The 24,224-nt window shown below is 48.3% G+C and carries 16 protein-coding genes; 9 read left to right on the top strand and 7 right to left on the bottom strand.

The annotated features are described in order from the left end of the window. The first annotated feature begins 104 nt into the window (after positions 1-104). The 7 genes from EL633_RS03990 (at position 105) to EL633_RS03960 (ending at position 7,990) form a co-directional block, all read left to right on the top strand. Positions 105-1,763 (top strand): sodium:solute symporter family protein, encoded by a 1,659-nt coding sequence (locus tag EL633_RS03990; protein WP_126625954.1) that lies wholly within the window; start codon positions 105-107, stop codon positions 1,761-1,763. A gap of 22 nt (positions 1,764-1,785) precedes the next feature. Continuing rightward, positions 1,786-2,052 carry a hypothetical protein gene (locus EL633_RS03985; RefSeq protein WP_218027415.1) on the top strand — a complete coding sequence of 89 codons (267 nt, stop codon included), beginning with the start codon at positions 1,786-1,788 and terminating at the stop codon, positions 2,050-2,052. A gap of 190 nt (positions 2,053-2,242) precedes the next feature. After that, positions 2,243-2,722 (top strand): GatB/YqeY domain-containing protein, encoded by a 480-nt coding sequence (locus tag EL633_RS03980; RefSeq protein ID WP_126625953.1) that lies wholly within the window; start codon positions 2,243-2,245, stop codon positions 2,720-2,722. 521 nt (positions 2,723-3,243) lie between these two features. Beyond that, positions 3,244-3,897, top strand: coding sequence for an LON peptidase substrate-binding domain-containing protein (locus tag EL633_RS03975; RefSeq protein ID WP_126625952.1), 654 nt, complete (start codon positions 3,244-3,246; stop codon positions 3,895-3,897). Between the two features lie 38 nt (positions 3,898-3,935). After that, a complete protein-coding gene (locus EL633_RS03970) occupies positions 3,936-4,301 on the top strand; it encodes a hypothetical protein (protein WP_126625951.1) in 366 nt (121 codons plus the stop codon). A 282-nt stretch (positions 4,302-4,583) separates the two neighbouring features. Beyond that, positions 4,584-6,575, top strand: coding sequence for an aldo/keto reductase (locus tag EL633_RS03965; protein WP_126625950.1), 1,992 nt, complete (start codon positions 4,584-4,586; stop codon positions 6,573-6,575). A gap of 161 nt (positions 6,576-6,736) precedes the next feature. Beyond that, positions 6,737-7,990, top strand: a complete 1,254-nt coding sequence (locus EL633_RS03960; RefSeq protein ID WP_246039078.1) for an MFS transporter — start codon at positions 6,737-6,739, stop codon at positions 7,988-7,990. 71 nt (positions 7,991-8,061) lie between these two features. Here EL633_RS03960 and fusA read toward each other — a convergent pair whose 3' ends face one another. Next, a complete protein-coding gene (fusA, locus tag EL633_RS03955) occupies positions 8,062-10,122 on the bottom strand; it encodes an elongation factor G (RefSeq protein WP_126625949.1) in 2,061 nt (686 codons plus the stop codon). 506 nt (positions 10,123-10,628) lie between these two features. Between fusA and glyA the strand changes: the two genes are divergently transcribed. Further along, positions 10,629-11,924 (top strand): serine hydroxymethyltransferase, encoded by a 1,296-nt coding sequence (gene glyA, locus EL633_RS03950; protein WP_126625948.1) that lies wholly within the window; start codon positions 10,629-10,631, stop codon positions 11,922-11,924. Positions 11,925-12,241: 317 nt separating this feature from the next. After that, positions 12,242-13,987, top strand: a complete 1,746-nt coding sequence (locus tag EL633_RS03945) for a serine/threonine protein kinase (protein ID WP_126625947.1) — start codon at positions 12,242-12,244, stop codon at positions 13,985-13,987. Positions 13,988-14,068: 81 nt separating this feature from the next. Here the strand turns inward: EL633_RS03945 and ligA are convergent, their stop codons facing one another. The 6 genes from ligA to EL633_RS03915 all read right to left on the bottom strand — a co-directional run bounded on the left by ligA (position 14,069) and on the right by EL633_RS03915 (position 24,095). Further along, positions 14,069-16,156: an NAD-dependent DNA ligase LigA gene (ligA, locus tag EL633_RS03940; protein ID WP_126625946.1), complete on the bottom strand. Its 2,088-nt coding sequence runs from the start codon at positions 16,154-16,156 to the stop codon at positions 14,069-14,071. 58 nt (positions 16,157-16,214) lie between these two features. After that, positions 16,215-16,502, bottom strand: a complete 288-nt coding sequence (locus EL633_RS36465) for a putative quinol monooxygenase (protein ID WP_161981927.1) — start codon at positions 16,500-16,502, stop codon at positions 16,215-16,217. Positions 16,503-16,694: 192 nt separating this feature from the next. After that, the gene (locus EL633_RS03930; protein ID WP_126625944.1) at positions 16,695-17,774 is read right to left on the bottom strand and encodes a phospholipase D-like domain-containing protein; all 1,080 of its coding nucleotides are present in this window, start codon (positions 17,772-17,774) and stop codon (positions 16,695-16,697) included. A gap of 219 nt (positions 17,775-17,993) precedes the next feature. Beyond that, positions 17,994-20,252, bottom strand: coding sequence for a sodium-translocating pyrophosphatase (locus EL633_RS03925; protein WP_126625943.1), 2,259 nt, complete (start codon positions 20,250-20,252; stop codon positions 17,994-17,996). Between the two features lie 258 nt (positions 20,253-20,510). After that, positions 20,511-22,163, bottom strand: coding sequence for a putative manganese-dependent inorganic diphosphatase (locus tag EL633_RS03920; protein ID WP_126625942.1), 1,653 nt, complete (start codon positions 22,161-22,163; stop codon positions 20,511-20,513). A 99-nt stretch (positions 22,164-22,262) separates the two neighbouring features. Beyond that, a complete protein-coding gene (locus EL633_RS03915) occupies positions 22,263-24,095 on the bottom strand; it encodes a M28 family peptidase (protein ID WP_126625941.1) in 1,833 nt (610 codons plus the stop codon). Between the last annotated feature and the right edge of the window lie 129 nt (positions 24,096-24,224).

Genomic DNA, 24,224 nt, shown 5'->3' with positions numbered 1-24,224 from the left:
AATTTCTAATATAAGTAGTTTTTGTTTCTTTTTCAGATATCAGTATTCTTCTCTAGAGGAATGATTTCTACTTATAGCGTTATGACATTAAGGAAGAACTTAATATGTTTACTTTGAATGTGATAACAGCAGCTGTTATCGCCAATGCTAATGCCACATGGGTAGACTATTTAATTATTGCGGTTTACTTTCTTGTGACATTGGGAATTGGTTTTGCGCTACGTAGGCGCATGAAATCTTCGGAAGATTTTCTCCTTTCCGGTCGGTCGCTTCCCAGTTGGGTCACTGGACTCGCCTTTGTAGGTGCGAATCTGGGTGCGCTAGAGATCCTGGGCATGGGTGCTAATGCCGCTCAATATGGTTTTATGCAGGCCCATTTCTACTGGATTGGCGCTATTCCCGCCATGCTCTTCGTCGCTATCTTCATGATGCCTTTCTACTATGGAAGTAAGGCACACTCGGTGCCGGGCTTCTTGAAGTTGCGCTACAACGAGGCCACACGCGGCTTTAATGCTATCTCTTTTGCTGTCTTAACCTTGCTGACCAGCGGTATCAATATGTATGCAGCCGCACTGGTATTTAACGTCTTACTTGGCAGGTCGCTAAACACCTGTATCTGGGTTGCTGCCATATTCATCATGGTCTATATTCTGCTTGGTGGATTGACCTCATCTATCTATAATGAGACCTTGCAGTTCTTTTTGATTGTAGCAGGTCTCTTGCCTTTAACGATTATCGGACTGATCAGTGTCGGTGGCTGGGCTGGATTGCAGGCTAAAGTTAATAATCCTGCCTTCTTCCATCTATGGGCTAATACAGCCACCAACAATAATCCATTTGGGGTGAACTTTATTGGTATTGTGTTAGGTCTAGGTTTTGTCTTGAGCTTTGGTTATTGGTGTACCGACTTCCTGGTTGTACAGCGCGCCCTTGCCGCTGAGGATGAGGCTGCTGCTGAGCGCACACCACTGATTGCAGCTTTCCCCAAGTTGTTCTTCCCATTCCTGGCCATCATCCCTGGTCTGATCATTATCTCGGTCTTACCTGATCTGGGACATAGCGCAGGCTTTAGAAATTCCTACAACATGGCCATTCCTTATGCGATGGCTCACTACTTCCCAACCGGTATCCTGGGTCTGGGTCTGACCGCCTTGCTGGCATCCTTTATGTCTGGTATGGCTGGAAATGTGACCGCTTTTAATACCGTCTGGACCTATGACATCTATCGTGCATACTTTAAGAAGGACGCTTCTGATAACCACTACCTGCAAATGGGACGTGTCGTGACCGTAGTAGGTATCCTGCTTAGTGTTGGTACCGCGTATATCGCGGCCAGCTTCACCAGTATTATGGATTATGTGCAGGCGTTGTTCTCAATCTTTAATGCACCCTTGCTGGCAACTTTCCTGCTAGGTATGTTCTGGAAGAGGAGCACACCATGGGGTGGTTTCGTCGGTTTGCTGCTAGGAACAATTTGTTCTATCTCGCTCTGGATCATGGAACAGTACATGCATCTTTTCTCTCTGGGAAGCTCTGAAGGCTCCAGTATGTGGCGTTCACTGATTGCCTGGGGTGTGTGTTTTGTCTTCACCATCATCGTTTCGCTATTCACAAAGCCAAAGCCGGATGCGGAACTCAAAGGACTTGTCTACAGCATGACGCCAAAACCAGCTGTGGTTGAGACGGTCTGGTATAAGCGGCCATTGGTGCTGGCAGGCGTTGCGCTGGGCATCTTTGTGGTCCTTAATATCATCTTCTTCTAGTGGATAAGAAAGCGAGTGTGTTATGAGTCAACAAGATGTTCAGCAAGAAGTGCAGAGTGCTGAAAACTCAGGCCAGCCGCATCGATTATCGATTGCGATGACGATTGGTGGCACGATGGGTGCCATCGGGCTCATTCTTTTTCTCTATGGTTTGTTTGGGCATGCCGATTATCGGCAAAGCGCTAACATCAACATCAATCTCTGGTGGGGATTATTGATGATCGCCTTTGGCCTTATTATGGGAATCGGAGGCTACCTCTCCGCCAAAAGGCATCCTAATCGTCCCTAGTCTAAGTGCGAAAACGTTTGTGGATCGTGGTGGCCCATCCCGGTTACCACGATCCTTTTTTTGTCATCCACTTGCCGTAAAGCGGGAGTAGCTTTGTGACCACAATTCACAGGTGCTTTTTTGGGCACTTCGTAGTATACTAAAAGGCGCGTTTTTGAATAACATATTAGCAATGTAGGAGTCATGAAAGATGGCGGAAGCACGGCAGGAATTTCCCATTGAGCAACAACTTAAAAAAGATATTCAGGAAGCTCAACGGAATCGCGATCAATCGCGTCTAGATACGTTACGTATGGCTTTAGGCGCGATCCACAATTTAGAAGTCGCACGTACTGATCGCAAAAATGCAGAATATGGACAGCCCCTGACCGAGGCCGACTGCTTAAAGGTACTTGAGCAAGAAGTGAAGAAACGGAGTCAGGCCATACCCCTGTATAAGCAAGGTGGCCGTTTAGACCTGGCCGAAAAAGAGCAACACGAAATGGATATCTTACAGTCCTATCTGCAGTCCTCACAATTGAGCGATGATGATTTGCGCACCATTGTTACCCGCTTAATTGAGGCCAATGGCAAAGAATTCCGCCGCGTTATGCCGCTAGCGGCTAAAGAAACCAAGGGCCGTGCGGATGGTGGACGCGTGCAGCGCATGGTTCGAGAATTAACGCAGTAATTATTGCTACGCAACAGGCAGGGACTCTGGCCATACATTGTTGGAGTCCTTTGTGCGTTTCTAGCAGTCCGCTGGCCACTGTTTTTTTCGTAGATAGGCCATAAAAAAGTCGCCCCCCAATTCTTCCGTCCACGCATTTTCTGCCGTCTACACGCAGGAATTTTTAAGGGTCGCTCAGAGGCCGCTGATAGACAGTATTTCGGAGGTGGAGTGTGGTTGGTGCGCGAGATCGCGCACCAACCACACTCCACCTCCCTAATCTGGTGCCGCAGGCGCCATGAAATATACTTGCATAAGCACCAAAACATAAGGTACAGTGTAAGGGTTGTCTTGATTATAGTGGATGGGGTTGTGAGTCCTTCGGGGTGCAGTATGCATGTTTGCCCAATTTGCCCCATAAGTGATACCAGCGGCGTCTCAAGGTACAATAGATATGGTGTACATGGGATTGCATAATCCTGATGTACCATCTTTGCAGCGCCGAGAAGGTAACGGTCTCTTAAAAATGGAGGATTCCTGATATGTCTGCAGCCGCAATTGAATTGCCGTTATTTCCGTTGAACGTGGTCCTTTTTCCAGGAACGGTCTTGCCATTACATATCTTTGAGCCACGCTATCGCCAGATGGTGCTGGATTGCCAGCAAGAAGATAAGCCATTTGGGGTGGTATTGGTCAAGGGCGGTAGCAAGTTTATGCATGAAGAAGCGTATGAGGTTGGCACGCTGGCCGAAATTCATAACTTACGTGAGCTTGAGGATGGTGGTTATGATTTGATGGCGGTTGGCATCAGGCGTTTTCATATTATCAGCCAGCATCGCGAGAAAGCTTATTTATCGGGCCTGGTAGAGCCGTATGAGGACGAACATGAGCCAGAAGAACAACTGGTCGGATCGGTGCAGCAGGTACGCCATTTATTTGAGACCTATCTGAATATGCTCCTCAATTCTCCTGATGAGAGCGATATTCATGCCAACTTACCCGAAGCTCCTGAGGATCTATCACATTTTATTGCTTATTTTCTAGAGATAGAAGATAGCAAAAAACAGCATTATCTAGAATTGACGTCCACCCATCAACGTCTGGCAGAAGAGATTACCATCTTGCGTCGTGAGGTACCATTTATGCGCCAGTTACTCTCCAAAAAGCCCAATGACGACCTTACTATGTTAAACTAACAGTAGTTATTCAACTGAAAGTGAGAACAAATAGTAGCATGACCGATTACCATACATTTCGACAGCAACTGGATGTTGTTCTACGTACATTAGATGTCGAAAAGGTGCGTCAGTTTCTGGTGGATCAAGGCCATTGGGACGAGGGAACGCCGGCCGATCCAGAATTCGCGATGTGGATGATGATTGCCGGAAGCCAGACTGTTAAAGATCTCCATCCTCAGGCTAAAGACTGGCTACTTACGCATGGGCATAGCAGTGAAGCAGCAGCCGTCTTTGGCACAGGGCCCTCATCTGCTCGTAAAGGATCCCAGGGAAATGGCGGGAAAAAAGGTGGCAGGGGTGCACCACGTCCAGTCCAAAATAAGCGTTCTGGTCCACCTCCACGCTCACAACGACAAAAATAACACCTTCTTCTGGGCATGTGTTATTTGACGCACATGCTGATTTCGTGATATAACCTCCAAAATAAGCTAGAAGCCGAAAACTTTGTTTGCTCTAGACAGATGAAGTGGAATGTACGGATCAAGGTTGATTCCGCATTTTGTCTATCTGGCTCACTATTTCCTACTACGTGGTACCCAAAGCAGTGTTGCTTGTGAGATTCTTGTTGATCGGGTCTGCCGTAGTTGGGATGACGTTGAGAGACACATCGATCATCGGGTTTCACACTGGTTTGGAGGATTATTATGAGTCAAACGCTAACCTGGGGTATCCTTGGCGCAGGGAACATTGCAGGCGTTTTTGCACGTGGCCTGACAAACTCAAAAACGGGGAAACTGCTGGCCGTTGGAAGTCGGACGCAGGAGTCTGCCGATCGCTTTGGCGATACCTGGAATGTACCACGACGCTATAATAGCTATGAAGCCTTACTCGCAGACAGCGATGTGCAGGCTGTATATATTTCAACTCCTCACCCGATGCATGCCGAGTGGGCAATTAAAGCCGCAGAAGCAGGCAAACATATTTTATGTGAGAAACCAATTGCCCTCAATCATGCAGATGCTATGGCAATCATTGAAGCCGCACAACGCCACGATGTCTTTTTGATGGAAGCATTTATGTATCGTGGTCATCCGCAGATGCAGAAGCTCGTTGAACTGATTCACACAGGCGCGATTGGCGATGTCCGTATCATTCAAGCCACCTTTGCCTTCCGTGCTGGCTTCAATGCCGAGGGTCGTCTGTTCAAAAATGAGTTAGGTGGTGGCGGTATCCTGGATGTTGGTTGCTACTGTACCTCGCTGGCTCGTCTGGTCGCGGGTGCGGCCACAGGCAAATCCTTTGCGGATCCGACCCAGGTGAAGGCTACAGGTCATATTGGCGATGTTAGCCATGTTGATGAATATACCGTTGCCTCGTTAGCCTTTCCAGGCGGTATTGTGGCACAATTGTTGACCGGTGTACAGGTTAATGCAGAGAACGAAGTACGTATTTACGGAACCGAAGGCTCAATTACTATCCCTGCCCCCTGGAATCCTGGTGCCGGTCAGACCACGAAGGTTATTGTTAAACGTCACGGAGAAGTGAGCGAATATACGTTTGAGACCGAGGATCTCTACGGTGTAGAGGCTGATACCGTGGCCGCTCATATTGAGGAGCGACAATCACCAACCATGAGTTGGGAAGATACGCTGGGCAATATGCGTACCCTGGATCAGTGGCGGGCTGCCCTTGGCTTGACCTATGCAACCGAGCAGCCGGACGGTCCTGGTCAACAATTACCTGTGCATAAGCGTCCGTTAGCCGTACGCGCACAAACGATCATGAAATATGGCTCTATTGCCGGGGTCGAAAAACCTGTCTCACGTCTGGTCATGGGTGTTGATAACCAGACTAACTGGCCGCATGCCTCTGTTATGTTCGATGATTTCTTTGAGCAGGGTGGAAACTGTTTCGATAGTGCTTATATCTATGGTGGTGGACTCTGTGAAAAGATGTTGGGACAATGGATTAAGCAGCGTGGTATTCGTGAACAGGTTGTCATTCTGGACAAAGGTGCGCATACGCCACACTGCAATCCCCAGGCCCTGACCTCCCAGTTTATGCAGAGTCTGGATCGTTTGCAGACCGACTATGTGGATGTCTACATGATGCATCGCGATAACACCGCTATTCCGGTTGGTGAGTTTATCACGGTCCTTAATGAGCATAAAAACGCTGGACGCATGCGTGCATTTGGCGCTTCTAACTGGTCAATGGAGCGTTTACAAGAGGCCAATGATTGGGCCGCCGCGCACAATATGTCCGGCTTCTCTGCCATGAGTAACAACTTCAGTCTGGCGCGCATGATCGATCCGGTCTGGGACGGCTGTATTGCCGCCTCTGATCCTGAGTTCCGTGCCTGGTTAGAGAAGACTCAACTTCCAATTATGCCCTGGTCAAGTCAGGCGCGTGGCTTCTTCACTGGTCGTGCCCGTCCCGATGATCATTCGGATGCCGAACTGGTACGTTGCTGGTATAGCGATGATAACTTCCAGCGACTGGATCGTGTGAATCAAATGGCGCAGCAGCGGGGTGTTCTACCAATTACCATTGCCCTGGCTTATGTCTTAAATCAGCCATTTCCGACCTTTCCTTTGATTGGTCCACGGTTACTTTCGGAGACCAGAACCTCTCTGCCCGGTTTGAGCGTGGAGCTTTCTCCTGAAGATGTACGCTGGCTCAATCTCGAAGCGTAGTATCCTGTATTCAGTTATCGACCTGATCACCAGTCGCTTTAGCAGGCGGCTGGTGATATTTTTATGCCGCCTCCCTCTGGTTGGATGCAATAAAACAACGGTCCTTATTTGTTTAGACAAATTGATGGATATGGTGTGGATTATTTGGAAGGACTGACTCATTGAATAGTGAACGAATACAAACGCTAGAGCAGATGCGCGCTGTTGAAGAGCGGCATGATGAAGCGCCTGCCAGGCTGGATAAACGCCTGGTTTTGATTATGGCGATCGCCTGTGCTCTTTCAGTAGCTAATCTATATTATATACAACCGTTGTTAGCAGTTATGGGACAAGAGTTTTCGGTCTCAGCCAATCAAATGGGTTTTATTGCGACGATGGGACAGGTTGGGTATGCATGTGGATTATTGTTTATCATTCCGCTGGGTGATAAATATAACCAGCGCACATTGATCGTAGGAATGTTGGCCGCGGTGACACTGGCATTAGTTTTTATGGCCGCAGCCCCATCAATTATGCTGGTGACCGTCGCAAGTTTCCTGGTGGGTGTGACTACCGTGGTGCCGCAATTAATTATTCCTTACGCCGCCAGTCTGGCATCGGCTAAGGAGCGTGGGCGGGTAGTTGGAACGGTGATGAGTGGTTTGCTGATTGGTATTTTACTGGCACGCACAATCAGTGGTCTGATCGCGGCCCAATTAGGCTGGCGCGCGATGTATTGGATTGCAGCCGCCATAATGGTATTGCTGGCAATCTTGATGCGCTTTTTATTGCCACAAGATCATGAGCAGAAGGGCGATATGAGCTATCCGCGCTTAATGCAATCGTTGTGGGGATTGGTACGGGAAGAACCGGTGTTGCGAGAGGTTATGCTCTTTGGAGCCATGGCCTTTGCTGCCTTCAGTGCATTCTGGGTCTCACTCTCATTTTTTCTGGCAACGCCTCCCTATCATTTTGGGAGTGAAGTCGCGGGTTTATTCGGTCTGGTAGGCGTAGCGGGAGCACTGGCAGCATCCTTTGTGGGAAGATTCGCTGATCGACGTGATCCACGGGTAGCCAATGGCCTGGCCTTACTTATCGTGCTGCTCTCTTTTGTCTTTATGTGGTTTACTGGTCAATGGCTATTTGGTTTGATCATCGGCACAATATTGCTGGATCTAGGTACCCAGGCCAATCAGATTTCAAGCCAGACACGCATCTATAGTATGCGACCCGAGGCACGTAATCGCCTGAATACGGTGTATATGTTTGTGTACTTTGTGGGTGGCTCGCTAGGATCATTGCTTGGCACCTTGGGGTGGAGCCTCGCTGGTTGGAATGGTGTCTGTGCCGTTGCATCCTTGATGCTCGTGATTGCCCTGGGCTTTTATGCCTTGAATACCCATAAGTTGAACCAGCAGCTACAGGCAAGAAATTAAAATCAAAACATATAGAAATACACAGAGCGCCATCCAGCAGTTGAATGGCGCTCTGTTTTGTGGTCACAAACCTACTTGTGGGCGGCCTCTTCCTGTTTTTTACGCACGCTAATAATGTCCTGTTGGACGTTAGCTGGTACTTCAGAATACTGTGAGAACTCCATGCTAAACGTGCCACGCCCCTGGGTGATTGAGCGTAGATCGGTCGCATAATGGAGCATTTCCGCTTGTGGGACAGCGGCCGTGATCCGCTGGCGTCCATCTTCCAGTGACTCCATACCCATTACATGTCCACGCTTGGTATTGATATCACTCATGACATCACCCATGTTCTGCTCCGGTACTTCAATTGTCACATTCATGATTGGCTCTAGCAGAACTGGATTGGCCTGTGGTACCGCCTCCTGCATGCCCATCGAAGCCGCAACCTCAAAAGATTGTGCTGAGGAGTCCACTGGATGATATTTGCCATCCACAAGGGCCACCTTCACATAGACCATTGGATGTCCAGAAATGAAACCGCGTTTCAATGATTCACGGATACCTTTCTCGACACCGGGAATAAACTGTCCAGGTACAACGCCACCAACAATTTTATCTTCAAAGACAAAGGTTTTATCGCTATCTCGTGGCAGCGGCTCCACCTCCAGCCAGACATCTCCAAACTGTCCATGTCCTCCGCTCTGCCGTTTATGGCGACCATTGGCGCGTACTTTTTTACGAATCGTCTCGCGATACGAGATCCGCTGGTCCTGTGTCAAGAGATCTACTGCGTACTTGCGTTTAATGCCTTCAACCACTATCTGGATATGTGTTTCGCCCATACCGGAAAGCAGCATCTCAGCGGTTTCAGGATCGCGTGAGACGCGGATCGTGCGATCTTCTTCCACAATGCGGGCCAGCGCATTGCTCATCTTATCTAGATCTGCCTGGTTACGTGCCAGAATCGCGACCGTATAGCAAGGCTCTGGTAACTTGATTGGATCCAGTGGGGTTGATGCCTCTTTACTATTGGTCAGTGTATCGCCAGTGTGGCTTGCTGAAAGCTTGGCAACTGCGCCAAAATCGCCGGCGGGAATCTCTGTTGCCGGTTCCTGCGTTTTACCATGTTGGATTACCAACTGGCTCATGCGTTCATCGGAGCCTGATTGCATATTCTGGAGATGCATATCTGACTTAAGCGTTCCACTAAAAACGCGGAAGGAAGAAATGGTTCCTACCTGTGCCCCCGCGGTTTTAAAGATAAATGCAGAGACTGAATCATTAAAGGACTTTGCATCCTCAGCCATGGCATCCAGCGGACTGGGCATATAATCGACAAGAGTATCAAGAAGTGTCTGTATACCAATATTTTTGTTGGCAGAACTGCAGAGGACAGGCACGATAGCGCCCGTGCAAGTGGCTTTTTTAATTACTGACAGCACCTCTTCATTGCTGAGAGTCTCGCCATCCAAAAAACGTTCCATGATGGCATCATCACTCTCAACCGCCGCCTCAACTAATTGTTCGCGATAGCGTGTGATATCAGCATGTAATTCCGGGGGAATGGGTATTTCCTGTACATTGTTGCCGCCCTCAAAGGTATAACCCTTACACGTCGCCAGATCGATTACGCCTCTAAAATTGGCCTGTTCTCCAATGGGGATCTGGAGTGCCACCACTTTTGGACCGAACTGAGAACGCAAAGATTCCAGGGCTTGCTCAAATGAAGTGTTTTCACGGTCCAGTTTATTGACCACGACAATACGGGGGAGATTACGTTCATCCGCAAAGTGCCAGGTAAGTTCGGTGCCTACTTCAACCCCTTTTTCCGCGGTCACCACAACCAGAGCCGCGTCAGCGACTCGCAGGCCAGCTTTTACCTCTCCAACAAAATCGGGGTAGCCAGGGGTATCAATAAAATTGATTTTATGGTCTCTCCACTCAACTGGCAAGACTTTGACCTGCAATGACATCCGTCGTTTGAGTTCTTCAGGATCATAATCGACAACAGAGGTACCCTCATCCACTCTACCCTGACGTGTTACTGCACCAGTATCAAACAGGGCAGCATCAACAAGTGAAGTTTTGCCTGCTCCAACATGAGAAATGAGCGCTACGTTGCGAATATGTTCCGCTTGATAAACCTTCATAAAACCCAATCCTCCTGAGTTTCTACGCAGCAGTGGCCTGAATCAGACGTAATGCGGGGGGTCTATCATAGACCACCGATGCGGCCACGCGAATGGCTGTTGCGGTCCAGAGAAAAACTATATGCTTCTCTCTTCTCATTTCGTAGGTGTAGACCTAGTATATCAAAATTATGCAACATGTTCAACTGCATATCAAAGTACCATATTCTGGTTTAATGGACACCCTGATAGTGTTCCTGGCAACTTTATTCTTTGCTTCTTTCTAAATATAATCGACCAGGTGGCACTGAGATGTATCCCATAACAGTACACTGGCAGCGGAGCATAGATAGCATGCTATTTCTTATAGCAATACACGAATACGAAAAAGATGTGCTGTACACATGTCTGGATAAATCAAGGACACGGCTAATGAGAAGGGGGAGTTTTGGCCGCATTTTTTAGAAATAGCGTGTGCTATACTGAATGCATATTTGTTCTATGTGGTTAGCTGAAGGGAGTCCACGATGACAATTAACATACATGATATCGAAGCGCTGATTGAGCAGCAGGAGACATGGCGTCAGAAACAAACAATTAACTTGATTGCCAGTGAAAATACACCAAGCGAGGCCGTACGGCGCGTACAAACTTCTGATTTCATGGGACGTTACGCTGAAGGACATCCTAATGAAGGGGAGCAGGTAAACCGTTACTATCAAGGCACGCGTTACATCGATCAGATCGAGCGTATGGCGGAGCAAGAATTGCTGACACTATTTGGTGCCAAACAGGTAGATGTGCGTCCGATTAGTGGTAATGCCTCTAATACTGCTCTGGCCTTGAGTATCTTACGTGGTGGGGATACGGTGATCGCTAACTCAACTGATGCGGGTGGGCATATCAGCCATGGAGCGGTTGGAGTATTTGGACGGCGCATTCAGAGCCGTGGTCAATCCCTCAAAATCGGCAGTGAGCATGCTATTCATCTGCATTATCTGCCACTGACCGAGGATCGCTACCATGTGGATCCACAGAAAACCATTGAACTGGTTGATCAGCTCAATCCTCAACTGGTAATTCTTGGCAAGAGCCTGTTCCTATTTCCTGAACCAGTTACTGAGATAGCGGCCTTCTGTAAGACGAAGGATATTCCTGTGCTCTACGATGGTGCCCATGTGTTGGGCTTGATCGCTGGTGGACAGTTTCAATCGCCATTACAAGAGGGTGCAACCTGGTTGACGGGAAGCACACATAAAACTTTTCCAGGACCACAGCGTGGCGTTATTCTTGCCAACCTGACAGATCCTGCCGCAATTAAGAAATGCTGGCAACCAGCCGATCGTGGTGTCTTTCCTGGTTCGTCAAGTAACCATCATCTGCATACATTGCCCGCTTTGTTGGTAGCTACACGTGAGATGCAGCGTTATGGACATGAATATGCGGCCCAGATTGTGCGTAATGCTCAGGCGTTAGGCCGTAGTCTTGATGAGTTAGGAACCCCTGTTGAGGCACGCGAATTTGGTTATACACGCAGTCATATGATCGCAGTCAATGTGGCGCAGTGGGGTGGTGGGGTAGACGTGGCCAAACGCCTTGAGGAGAGCGATATTATCGTCAATTATAATATGCTGCCAGGCGATGTGGATCCACGTAATCCCTCAGGTCTGCGTATCGGCGTATCAGAGATGACGCGTTTCGGCATGGATGAGCAGGCAATGGGTGAACTGGCCCAACTGATCCATGAAGCGGTGCGTGGCAAAGCTGTCAAAGAACAGGTAAACGCGCTACGTGGGCGCTATGTAGAGATGCAGTACGTCTAAATCTATATGGTATGGGCCGGTGGTATAAATATAGCACTGGCCCATACCACACAGGACTAACTATGTCCTGACGTCGATACATTTCCATGCGTTCCTTCGTTAATAGAAGAGACACTGTAATTTACCTGTCCATGCTCATAAAATACGCTCGTAACCATCGGGCATGCCTTCTTTGATGTATGCAGATAACGCAGTTGGTTATATAAAGATAAGCGAATAGCAGTCCTATAGAACGTATATGTTTAAGAATTACTATAGATCGAAAATCACTCAATGTTTGCTTTAGACAACATAAGAACGGAAGTGAATATCTTTTCATGGAAAGTAATGATCTCCTCATCGGAAAACAGCTTGGTACCTGTGTGCTTGATCGCCTGGTTGGTTCAGGCGGGATGGGGATGGTCTATCTTGCTCATCAGACGCGTCCGGTACGCGATGTGGCCGTAAAGGTTTTAAGGTCGGGTGCAGGCATATATACTGAAGCGCATCAAGAATTTCTTGAGCGTTTTCGCCGTGAGGCTAATGTGATTGCTCGGCTTGATCATGTGAATATTTTGCCTATTTATGAATATGCTGAGCAAGACGGATTGGCCTATCTCGTAATGCCTTATCTGCAAGGTGGCAGTTTACGTAGTTTGTTGGAAGATAAAGGACGGCTCTCACCGCTAGAGGCATTTAAATATATTGAGCAAGCTGGCTCGGCCCTACAGTATGCGCATGAGCATAAGATCGTGCATCGTGATATCAAGCCTGGCAACATGCTTTTCCATGCAGATGGCCGTCTGGTCCTGGTTGATTTTGGCATTGCCCGTATCACACGGGACCAAAAGGTTAGCGATCTTTCTGATCCGTCATTGACGGCGGTTGGACAATTTCTGGGTTCGGCGGATTATATGGCGCCAGAGATGGTGCAAGGAGGAAAGGTTGATTACCGTGCTGATATCTATGAGCTCGGTGTCGTACTTTTTCAGATGCTGATTGGCCGCGTCCCTTTCCAGGGTGGTTCACCGCTTTTCATTGCTGCCATGCATCTTAATGAGCAACCTCCCTCCCTGACCCAATTAGACCCCAATATCCCTTACTCAGTCGATGCTGTGGTGCAGAAAGCCCTGGCCAAGGATCCTGCCGCCCGTTATCAATCTGCCCGTGAGATGGTTGACGCATTGCGGCTGGCCCTGGGTATATCAACTTCTCTTACCCAGGCCTCTTTTCCTGGTGCCAACGCCTATACTTTGAATCCTGCTTCCGTCCCAGGTAATTCCTATCCACAAAACATGGGCTATCCAGTTTCCAACTCTCTACCTCCGCCACCAATTGAGGTTAGTCAGAGATTGATACAGGCCCAGTATATACAGCCTGGCAGTATGTCTGGTCCTCACACATCATCCCCGTCAAACATGGCGCAGGGATACCCTGCTCCACAAGCATATCCATCGTCCTGGCCGCAACATATGGCGCCAGAAGTAGATACTGCCTTTGTGCCCTATCCACATCAAGTTCAGCAGAGCAAGAGACGTTCGTCGGCCTGGGTAGGATGGCTTCTGACTATATTTGTAGTCCTGGCTCTGGTGGTGGTAGGACTTATCTTTGGTCCACATCTGGTTGAAAGTGCCTTTGTCCATCCCGCTACGCCTACTGCTGTCGTCGAACAACCCACAGCGACTACGCCTCCCGCGCCGACCGCAACTCCTGTGTCAACCGCGACCACGACTCCGGCAGTCCTGGATGTTAATGGTGCCAAAGCCTTTGTACAGAGTTATTATGATGATATCAATCAGTCCAATTACCAGGGAGCTTATACCCACTGGAACAAAGAATACCAAAACGCAAATTCCCCGGACACCTTCGCGGCTGGATTTAAGCAGACCAAACAAGATGATGTTACTTTCAATAGTATTTCAAAAGGGGATGATCAGAGCTACAATGTGAATGTCTCTGTGGTCGCCACCGAAGTGGATGATAATGGCAACACCATCTATAAACACTATAAGGGCACTTATGTGGTTGGGAAAGATGCCGATGGCTTACATTTTCTCCCTGCTTCCCGTATGCTGCCAGTTTAAGCCACTATCTGATGTGATGCAATTAGCAGAAAGAAAAACCAGTTCATACTGCGGCGTGAACTGGTTTTTCTTTCTGCTAAATTAGTCTTCACGGTGTTGCTTGAGTAGATCGATCAGCCACTCTTCGTCGTGTGTGGGTACACCCGCTTTCTGGGCTTTGGCTAATTTAGAGCCGGGATCCTCGCCGACAATCAGGTGATTGAGCGCTTTGCTCACACCTGTCGCGATCTTTCCACCCAGAAGGGTAATCTCTTCTTCAGCAGCAGCGCGTGTCATCGCTTGCAAACGGCCAGTTATTAAGAACGATTGTCCTGTAAGTGGTCCGTTTATCTCTACCCTGTCTTCTTTGAGCGTCAGACCAGCCGCACGTAGCCTGTCAATCAGTGCAAGGTTATCAGTATCCTGCAACCAATTATAAACGCTTTGACCGATCTCAGGGCCAACACCGGGCACTTTAATGATCTCTTCGGCACTCGCGTGTGCCAGAGAGTCTATATCGCCAAAGGCCGTAGCTAACAACTGGGCGGACTTCTCGCCGATATAGCGAATATTAAGTCCAAACAAAATGTGCCAGAATGGTCGTTTTTTACTGGCCTCGATCGCGGCCAGCATATTATCCGCACTCTTCTTTTTGACGCCTTCCAGCGCCAGAAGCTGTTCTTCAGTCAAGTGATAGAAGTCCGAGAGACTTTTAATATAGCCAGCGTCGACAAGCTGCTTAGACATCTTTTCTCCAATAGTTTCGATATCCATAGCGCCTTTAGACACAAAGTGAATCACACTTTGCAGAATACGCTCTGGACACTCCTTATTGGGACAATAAGCCATGGCTTGATCGGGAATGCGAATGATTGGTGTCTGGCAGAATGGACACTGGTCCGGTAAGCGATAGACCTCTTCTTTACCGCTTCTTCGTTCCAGGACAGGTTTTACGACCTGGGGAATTACCTCGCCAGCCCGTTGGACTAATACCCAGTCGCCGATGCGCAGATCTTTGCGCTGAATATCACCCTCATTGTGCAATGAGGCACGTGACACCGTAACGCCGCGAATGTTGATAGGCTCGAGGACCGCCCAGGGATTAATTGAACCGGTGCGACCAACGTTCACCCGGATATCCAGTAGTTGGGTGGCAACCTGAATAGGGGGATATTTAAAGGCGATGGCCCAACGTGGATCCCGTGCCACCGTTCCCAATTCTTCTTGATGAGCCAGATCATTGATTTTTATGACTACTCCATCAATTTCATAGGGTAGGTTAAAGCGTTCTTTTTCCCATTTCTTACAGTAGTCCATCACCTCTTCCAGCGTACTGGCCTGCTGTACATGAGGATTGACAGGAAAGCCCCATTGCCGCAAAAGCTCAAGTGTTTCCCAATGGCTATTGATACGCATACCATCAACATAGCCAATTTGATAGCCAAAGAAACTTAAGTTGCGGGTAGAGGTAATACGCGGATCTTTCTGGCGTAGTGAACCTGCCGCGGCATTGCGTGGATTGGCAAATAAGCGATCGTCGCTCATTTCTTCGTTGAGTTTCTCAAAGCTCTGGATTGGCATATAAATTTCGCCGCGTACCTCCACCTTTGATGGAATGTTGTCTCCCCGAAGTTTCTGGGGAATTGTGCGCACTGTACGCACATTTGGTGTCCAATCTTCACCGACCAGGCCGTCACCACGGGAGGCCCCAATCTGCAGGCGCCCTTTCCCGTAGGTCAGCGCCATGGCCAGACCATCGATTTTCAACTCACAGACATAACTAAAGGTCGCGTCAGGTAAAATATTTTGTGCTCGCTTATGCCAATCTCTTAGCTCTTGTTCGCTACGCGCATTTGCCAGGCTTAGCATGGGTAAAGGATGCCGATGTTGAGGGACATCCTGAACAGGGCCAGTACCGACTCTTTGGGTTGGCGAATCAGGCGTTTGTAGTTCAGGGTGTTCATGCTCAATTGTTTGCAGCTCGATCATTAACTGATCGTACTCTGCATCAGTCAAAGTTGGATTATCTTTAATATAATATTGATAATTTGCTTCTTCGATCTGATGCCGTAGTTGGGCTACATGGGTTTCCAGGCGTTCTTCCTCACTACCCTCTTCCTGACGTAATGCCGAAGGTGTCGTACTGTTCTTTAACTCAGGTTCTTCTTGCCCCTCATAGACATCTGACATACAGAATACTCCTACTAAAAAGTGTTATGGTGTTTTATCAGCTCTTTATCTATTCTTTTTAGTACACCTGATAATGGTAAACTTCCGGATTGCTCTCAAACAAGCCGGCAACAGGACCTCGCCATTGGGCGAAGAGGGGGCCATTGCGGAAATCATCAACATGCGCCTCAAGCGATGACCAGACCACTGATAACATATAGCGCCCGGGTTTCTCAACGCAGCGTGTCGCGTTGGCTGAAATGCATTCTGGATGCTGGCGGATGAATTCGATACCTTGAATAATGCCCTGTCCGAGCTCTTCTTCTTTGCCTGGAAGGGCGGTAAAAATGGCGACTTCAGTAACCATGCTAGAACTCCTTATTTTTTTACGTAGGAAAATCGATAGTGTCCTACTGATGGGAGGCACTTCTCTTTGCAATACTGTATTAAACTGGTTGTGGCAAGCATCTGGTTGCTGGATGTATCCTATCATGATTGATAAGAGCGTGTCCATTCTAACCACGGCGTTGGGTCGTAGGCACTGATCTGGATTGCTCAATCAGGCTGCCTGGGAATCAGACCAGTCCTGTTGAAATGTCTTAGTTAAGGTTGTCAGGATAGATGTATCCGCGACCAGAATGCCCAGTTCACGGTTTTTATCAAGTGAGGCCGTTGAGATGTTTTCAGAGCCGACAAAAGCTTTTTGTTGATCAACCACGATGATTTTGGCATGCATATATAACTTTTTGTCCTCTCGAACCTGGACGCCATGTTTCTTGATAGCTGTAATGCCTGGAAGATTATAATCCTGCCCCCCCATACTGGTTGGTAAGACGACACGTACCTGGACCCCTTTAGCGCTTGCGTCTGATAGTGCCTGCTGGACCTGATCATCTTGCATCTCTTCAGCTTCAACGTAGAGCGATGTTTTAGCGCTATGGATTAACGAAAGAAAGGTGCTATGAGAATTGAGTGGACTGACCACCAGACGTGGGCTTTCAACTTTGACCTGGACACGTTGCCAATCGGCAGTGAATATATCCTGCACTGCTTTGACGTCCTGTGCATTGGTATCAATAATGCCATACTCTCGATTGAGCGTATACTTGCTATTGCCAAGGGCAGAAGCGGTAAAGTTGCAGGTCATAATATAAGCAGTCTGACCATCGATAAGCATGCCTTTTTCATGGGTTAAGGCAAACTGCGGATTACTGGTCCGTGTTTGAATACCGGCCGCCCGTAAGCGATCCAGCGTCTGCTGCGGTGAAACTGAGCCGCCCCCATAAGGATGGTCCTCAAGGATTACGCGCACATCTATATGGCGATGGGCGGCATCTTCTAATACAGTGATGACCTTTTTGTTGGTTAGCAGATACATCTCAACCCAGACCGATTTTTTGGCATTGTTGATGGCGCTGGTAATCACCTGTTCTCCTGCATCAGGTTCAACAAACATTTTAGCGCCTTGTATGCCAGTGCTAGCTTGCGCCAGGGTCGTGTCGTTTGCTGCTGCTACATGCTTATCGCCGACACCCAGCGTAATCTTTTCACATCCTCCTAGAGGAAAACAGAGAAAGACGCAGAGCAGAATTAACCATAGTTTGCCCGAAACAGGGTAAGGTAGCGTTGGATGGTGCATATTTCCTCCTTGATAATTGTTATCCCTGTTATTTATATGCGCCAGGCATATTGAAAAAGCGGAAATACTATTTAAATCAGTACCACTACATGAGGTAACGAAGAAGGAGGCCGTCTGGCAGCACCTGCAAAGGAGAAAAAAAAGTGACGTTCCCGTTTCCCCAAAAAGGGAATCGAGAACGTCGGTAGGTGTGGTTAATAAAAAGGGTGTGTGATTTACCTAGGGGTGGAGCGCGATAAACAAGGGAGCAAGCACTAAAGTGATCGTACTTAAAAGTTTGATCAACACGTGTAGTGAGGGACCGGCCGTATCTTTGAATGGATCGCCAACGGTATCACCCACGACACTGGCCATATGAGCCTCGCTTTTCTTTCCCAATACGGTTCCATTAGGATCGTTGCGATCAACCATCTCGCCGTTGGCATTTACACGCAGGTAACCGGCTTCGATGTATTTCTTCGCATTATCCCAGGCACCGCCGCCATTGTTAAGAACCAGGGCCAGTACAACGCCACCCATCGTTCCCACCATCAGTAGGCCAGCCTCAGCCTGTGGTCCCAAAATGACACCAATCACAACTGGAGTAAAGACCGCCACAACACCCGGAAGTATCATGGCACGCAATGCACCACGCGTGCTAATATCCACACAACGAGCATAATCGGGATCTACACGATCCTCTACCCGTTCGGCCATGATTTTTGGATTTTCGCGGAACTGCCGACGAACCTCCTCAATCATACGTTTGGCGGCATCACCCACCGCACGAATAGCTAACGAGCTAAAGAAGAAGATCAGTGTTAAACCGATCAGGGCTGCAATGAAGACCTCGATATTAGCCAGGTCCACACGATAGACTGCTGGATTATGTTTATACGAATAGAGCACATCCAGGTAGGCGCTAAAAAGGAGGAAGGCAGCCAATGCGGCCGAGCCAATACCGTAGCCTTTGGTTAATGCTTTGGTTGTATTGCCGACACCATCCAGTGCGTCAGTGATATCGCGCACAGACTCGGCTTCACCACCCATCTCGGTAATACCACCGGCATTATCGGTAATGGGTCCAAAGGTATCCATCGCTAGAATATAGGCGCAACTCATCAACATACCCATCGTCGCCACCGCTGTTCCAAAGATGCCACCTACATTAATGACACCAGGATTGATCGCGGCACTGATAGGAATAGTGACCTGGCTACCAAAGAAGAATGAGAGTCCTAACGCCGATACAATGGCCAGTACGGGCAATGCGGTACACTCGAAGGCGACCGCCATACCGGTGATAATTGTGGTGGCTGGACCAGTTAAGGTTGAGTTCGCGATTTCACGAACAGGACGCCATGTGCCGGCAGTATAATATTGGGTAATAAAGACGAAGGCAATACTTAGCAGGATACCAACTGTGCCAGCCAGACCGAACCAGACCCAGGCGGGCACGGTATTACTGCTAACACTCTGACCGCCAAGCATCAAGTAACTGCCCAAAAAGACTCCAATCACCGAAATTGCGCAGGTGATATAGTAGCCCATATTGAGTTGTTTCATTGCGATTTCGCCAGGATCACGGCCCGCAGCTTTATCCGGTTCGACAACGACCGAAGGACGGATGTAGAGCAGACCAGCGGCCGAAGCAATCAGACCAAAGGCACGCACAACCAGTGGAAACAGAATCCAGCCAGGATTCTTTGTTGCCAGGTAGAGAGCGACACCTAGAATCATTGCTCCAATATTCTCGGCGGCTGTGGATTCAAAGAGGTCAGCACCACGGCCAGCACAGTCACCAACATTATCACCAACCAGGTCAGCAATTACAGCTGGATTACGTGGATCATCCTCAGGGATGCCAGCCTCGATTTTACCCACCAGGTCTGCTCCCACGTCGGCAGCTTTTGTAAAGATACCACCGCCAAGCTGCGCGAAGAGCGCCACAAAGCTAGCACCAAAACCAAAGCCCACGATGAGCGAAGGAACTTTGTCGATGTTGTTACCGATACTATAGAGCAAGAAAATGAGAGATACACCCAGCAGTGAGAGGGCCACTACCAGGAAACCAGAAACAGCCCCACCTCGCAGTGAGACCATCAGTGCTTCACCCAGGCTGCGGGTAGCGGCACTGGCTGTACGGCTATTTGATTTGACCGCCACATACATGCCAATGTAGCCTGAAACCCCTGAACAGAAGGCACCGATAAGGAACGCGATTGCTGTACGCCATGCTAGATCGAACTTTGTGGCTCCATCTCCATTGCTCAAGAGATAGAGCACCGCTGCAACGACAACAGCCGCGACTAAAGAGAGGATAGTAATGGTGCGGTACTGACGATTAAGAAACGCCATTGCACCCTTAAAGATGGCATCTGCAACTTTTTGCATGGCAGGAGTGCCCGTATCTTTGCGCAACACGTAGCTGGCGAGGTAGCCAGCAAACGCGACGGCAAGAACTCCCACTATGATTGGAACCCAGATATAGTTGCTCACGATAAAGTGTCCTCCTTATAACAAAGTAAGAAGAAGTGCGGTGCTTATCAACTTTGATAGCAGCTGAGACATCGTGATCGAACCATGGTAGAAGTAAACTACTGAATTCTAACTACAGAACCTGAACATATTGAGCACTGCGGTTTGTTTGTTAAATTTTAAGTAATAGCTACTTCTACCTAACGAGGTGTATCCAAGTCGTATCATAGTGTAACATAGTGAATGTCACATGACAAGGGCACAAGCTTTATAAACTAATTACCGTACCTTCGTGCTTTCGGCAAGTATGGCTTCAATGCGTGTGAGCTGCGGTACTACCTGTTTTTTTCTGGATACCAGTCCCTCAACTATAATGGAGCTTCCATCCGCTTCCAGAGGGCGATTAAACGCTTCAGCTACCGCCTGCTCGCCGCCACAAATGAGGAGATTGCAGCGCATATTGATGATATCAACAATCATAAACAAGAATGAAAGATAGCCTTGATCCTGGGTGATATCCCTCATTGTCTCCAGTAACTCATCTCTACGAGCCTCAATACTGGCCGGACTGGCCGTCTCGACGGTGCCGACCGCGAATTTCTGATCACGGACCGTAAACTCTTTGAAGTCCGACGTAATCAATGCCTCGGCAGGCTTCTCTGCCAGATCTTTGGCTGCGGCCGAAAAAATGGCCTGTCCATATTCTTCGATATCTTCACCAGCGATCGCAGCCAGTTCAGCGGCGACGCGCTCATCGCGTACAGTGCATGTTGGTGAGCGTAGGATCAGCGTGTCATACAACAGACCAGCCAGCAATAAACCAGCTACTTCCTTGGTGATCTCAACATCTGCCTCATGATACAGTCCAGTAATAATCGTACCGGTGCAGCCGACAGGTTCTGCTCGGAAGAGAATAGGCTTACTGGTATGGACATCGGCGATGCGGTGGTGATCGATAATGCCGAGTAGCTCAGCCTCTTCGATGCCATCTACCGCCTGGGACTGCTCATTGTGATCTACCAGATAGACACGTTTAGGACGAGCTTTAATCAGGTCGGTACGCGAAATATAGCCGACCAGTTTGCCATCATTATCCACAACCGGCATTGAACGCAGTCGAGCCAGCGTCGTCTGTACATCACTCATATGATCGTCTGGATGGCAGAAGGTGAATTCCTGCGTCATAATCTCTTGCGTATTGATACTCAAGTTGATCAAGCGAATCGCGGTAAACGTATGGTGGGCAGTACTGATCACCATCACGCCATGCTGGCGTGCCGCGAACAACGTCCGCTCGGAGACCAATAGATCTCCAGTAATTACCAGAGCCGCCGCTCCAGATTCAATCGCCATTATTTGAGCATCTTCACGGTCTCCAATAATCACCAGGCAGCCTGGTTCAATATAATCGACCATGGTTTCAGCTTCCATCGCGCCAACCAGTACGCGATTACCGAGCTTGCGACGACCTTCTACCAGGACACGGCCCTTAAGGACACGCACCAGATTATCACGGCGTAGGGGAATACGATTAAGAGAAGAAGGATCCAAATCATTAAAGAAAAGTTTAGCGAGATCATCATGGGCAATCATGCCTTTAACATAATTGTCTTTATCGATAACGGGCATAGAGCCACGATTATGTTCTTGTAATAACTGGCCAGCTTCAAAAACTGGTTGATCGACATACACAGAAATGATGCCGCGGCGCATAACGTCACGTACCTGCAGATACACGTCTTCCAGGGCTTCCGGCGCTTCCACCTGGAAGCGGTCGAGAACAAAACGGATCTCAGGCTTCAGGTCTCCGTGACGGACAGGAATGGCCTGGTCTTCACCCTGTGCGCGCAACAAATTCGCATACGCATAGGCAGAAGCCACGGAATCCATATCAGAATTTTTATGTCCCATAACATAAATTGGCTTTGTCATATAGTAGATCTCCGGCTTTAAGGTCAAGTTGCTCTTGGCTCTTTTTTAGATGTGTGGGGTGACCATTTAGTCAACCTACGTCTATTATGAATAAGGTCGTCAAGCTTTTCTGGATACTTTATCCATACCACTCAAACTTTTGTGTCTGTGCCTGACAACAAGAACGCTGCCAATGATTCCTGCAATCAGTAGGAGTCCTGCCAGGATTGCCAGGAAAAGAAAAGGTTCAGGTATCATAGACTCTTTTTTGTTGGATGGCAAGGGCGCAGTAGTCCCAGCCTGATTTTGTGTTCCCCCCGCGCTTGTTTGTCCAATGATCTGGTTTGTCGTCCAGGTGGCATTGGGTGTGAGCAATATCCTATCTGATAACGTCGCATCAGGCTTTGGAAGTTTCACAAATGGGTTGGTTGGTGGCCTACCGGTAGAATAATAGCGCTCATACATGTTTTTATAGAGAGGATTATTTTTGGACGCGGTAAGTTTTTTGCTGATACGTTGAACACCTGTTGCTGATGTAATAGTCAGCGTCAGTTGATAGTTTCCATCGCTCTGGTAAGTATGTTGGACTACCCTACCAGTCGCATTCTGACCATCGCCAAAGTTCCAATTATAGCTAGTGGTATCTGGCTGAGCAGGTGGAGCGTTTTCTACTGAGACCAGGAAATCTTTTCCGGTCTGTATTCTCCCAATATCACTGATGGTTGTCAAGTCCTTGTTAGGACTGGTCGTTTCACCCAGGATAGCTGGTTGATGGAGCATCCAGGTTGTGAGCAGCGTTGGTAGCGTCAGAGCCATGGTCAATGCGGCTGATTGTGCTGTATTTCCCGAGGCGAATGTGTTCATGAGTTGAATCGTATCCGTTGGTTGATCATAAGGATAACTTGCCTGGACGTTTCCCTGATAATAAGTAGAGTTACCTACAAAGGTCGCGCAAGGAATACCCGCTTGCGTAAAGGGCACCTGATCGCTGGATCCCAATGTATCGTCTTCTTGCTTCACATAAGAAAGCTGATCAGCGGTAAAGACGGGTTGGGTGACATCCTGTTTATTGGCACCATGATAGGTAAGACTCTGTACGCCAAGCTCACGTATCTGTTGAAACACGGCTGGTACGGCCTGCGCCATAAGCTTTCTGAACTGTATAATCTTCTCTTTTTGCGGACCATCCACCACGGGTGAGAGATCTACATAGAATGGCATCAATGTATTGTTCATCTGGCCAAGGTAGCGGAGAGGATAGGCGATACCATTTTGCTCTTCATTAAACATGGCCACGATATTGTTGAGATCCCCATTTACAGTAGCATTCACATAATTATATGAGCCGTAAAGCCCTTGTTCCTCGGCATCAAAGAGTACAAAGCGTAATGTACGCTGAGGAGCAAGATGATGTTGTTTCCAATAATTCCCCATTGCTCTGGCTACACCCAGTTCAATAGCACAGCCACTGGCATCATCATTCGCGGACTGTGTGGAAGTGGCCATACCATCATAGTGGCAACCAATAACCACCACCTGTTCAGGATGAACTGCGCCTGGAACCGTGACCTCAACATTGGAGGCTGGTATTGTGTCTGGCCTGTTTACCCAGCCACGAATAGGAAAAGGAATAGTAGACGGTACTGCACTAAATTCTTGCAAATTACCAAGCATTTCCTCTTTCCAGTAGTTAGCGAATTCATCATGTCCATTTTTATCTACGGGTATCTGGGCATCATAACCAGCTTCTCGATGCTGAAAGCGTGTTGCCAGCAAAAAAAGTTGTTTATAAATATAATCAGGTTCGACCACTGGTAATTCATCTTTAGCCGCGCCAGGATATTGTATCGCCTGCTTATGTGTCGTACTGGCTAGAGCGGTTAAGGGTAACGTTACTATGCTACATAAAAGTAGGAGCACGAAAAAAGACGCCCGTAGAATCCGGTGACTCATGCATTCTCTCCTGAACAAATGTTATTAGAAGTTTACGCTAATCATATCACAGAAGCTACCTACTAACTTCGGGCCCCTGGATCATCTTTACAATGGTTCACATATTTCGTGTTTTCTTCCCTATTTGTA

Source organism: Dictyobacter alpinus (genome assembly GCF_003967575.1).
GTDB lineage: Bacteria > Chloroflexota > Ktedonobacteria > Ktedonobacterales > Ktedonobacteraceae > Dictyobacter > Dictyobacter alpinus.
Note: the sequence above shows the minus strand (reverse complement) of the source record. Positions and strands in the feature narration are given on the sequence as shown.

Coding starts and splice junctions, on each gene's coding strand:
- fusA (WP_126625949.1), bottom strand. CDS start 10,122: ATGAAGGTTTATCAAGCGGAACATATTCGCAACGTAGCGCTCATTTCT.
- EL633_RS03930 (WP_126625944.1), bottom strand. CDS start 17,774: ATGCACCATCCAACGCTACCTTACCCTGTTTCGGGCAAACTATGGTTA.
- EL633_RS03970 (WP_126625951.1), top strand. CDS start 3,936: ATGACCGATTACCATACATTTCGACAGCAACTGGATGTTGTTCTACGT.
- EL633_RS03945 (WP_126625947.1), top strand. CDS start 12,242: ATGGAAAGTAATGATCTCCTCATCGGAAAACAGCTTGGTACCTGTGTG.
- EL633_RS03975 (WP_126625952.1), top strand. CDS start 3,244: ATGTCTGCAGCCGCAATTGAATTGCCGTTATTTCCGTTGAACGTGGTC.
- EL633_RS03980 (WP_126625953.1), top strand. CDS start 2,243: ATGGCGGAAGCACGGCAGGAATTTCCCATTGAGCAACAACTTAAAAAA.
- ligA (WP_126625946.1), bottom strand. CDS start 16,156: ATGTCAGATGTCTATGAGGGGCAAGAAGAACCTGAGTTAAAGAACAGT.
- EL633_RS03990 (WP_126625954.1), top strand. CDS start 105: ATGTTTACTTTGAATGTGATAACAGCAGCTGTTATCGCCAATGCTAAT.
- EL633_RS03965 (WP_126625950.1), top strand. CDS start 4,584: ATGAGTCAAACGCTAACCTGGGGTATCCTTGGCGCAGGGAACATTGCA.
- EL633_RS03985 (WP_218027415.1), top strand. CDS start 1,786: ATGAGTCAACAAGATGTTCAGCAAGAAGTGCAGAGTGCTGAAAACTCA.
- EL633_RS36465 (WP_161981927.1), bottom strand. CDS start 16,502: ATGGTTACTGAAGTCGCCATTTTTACCGCCCTTCCAGGCAAAGAAGAA.
- glyA (WP_126625948.1), top strand. CDS start 10,629: ATGACAATTAACATACATGATATCGAAGCGCTGATTGAGCAGCAGGAG.
- EL633_RS03915 (WP_126625941.1), bottom strand. CDS start 24,095: ATGAGTCACCGGATTCTACGGGCGTCTTTTTTCGTGCTCCTACTTTTA.
- EL633_RS03920 (WP_126625942.1), bottom strand. CDS start 22,163: ATGACAAAGCCAATTTATGTTATGGGACATAAAAATTCTGATATGGAT.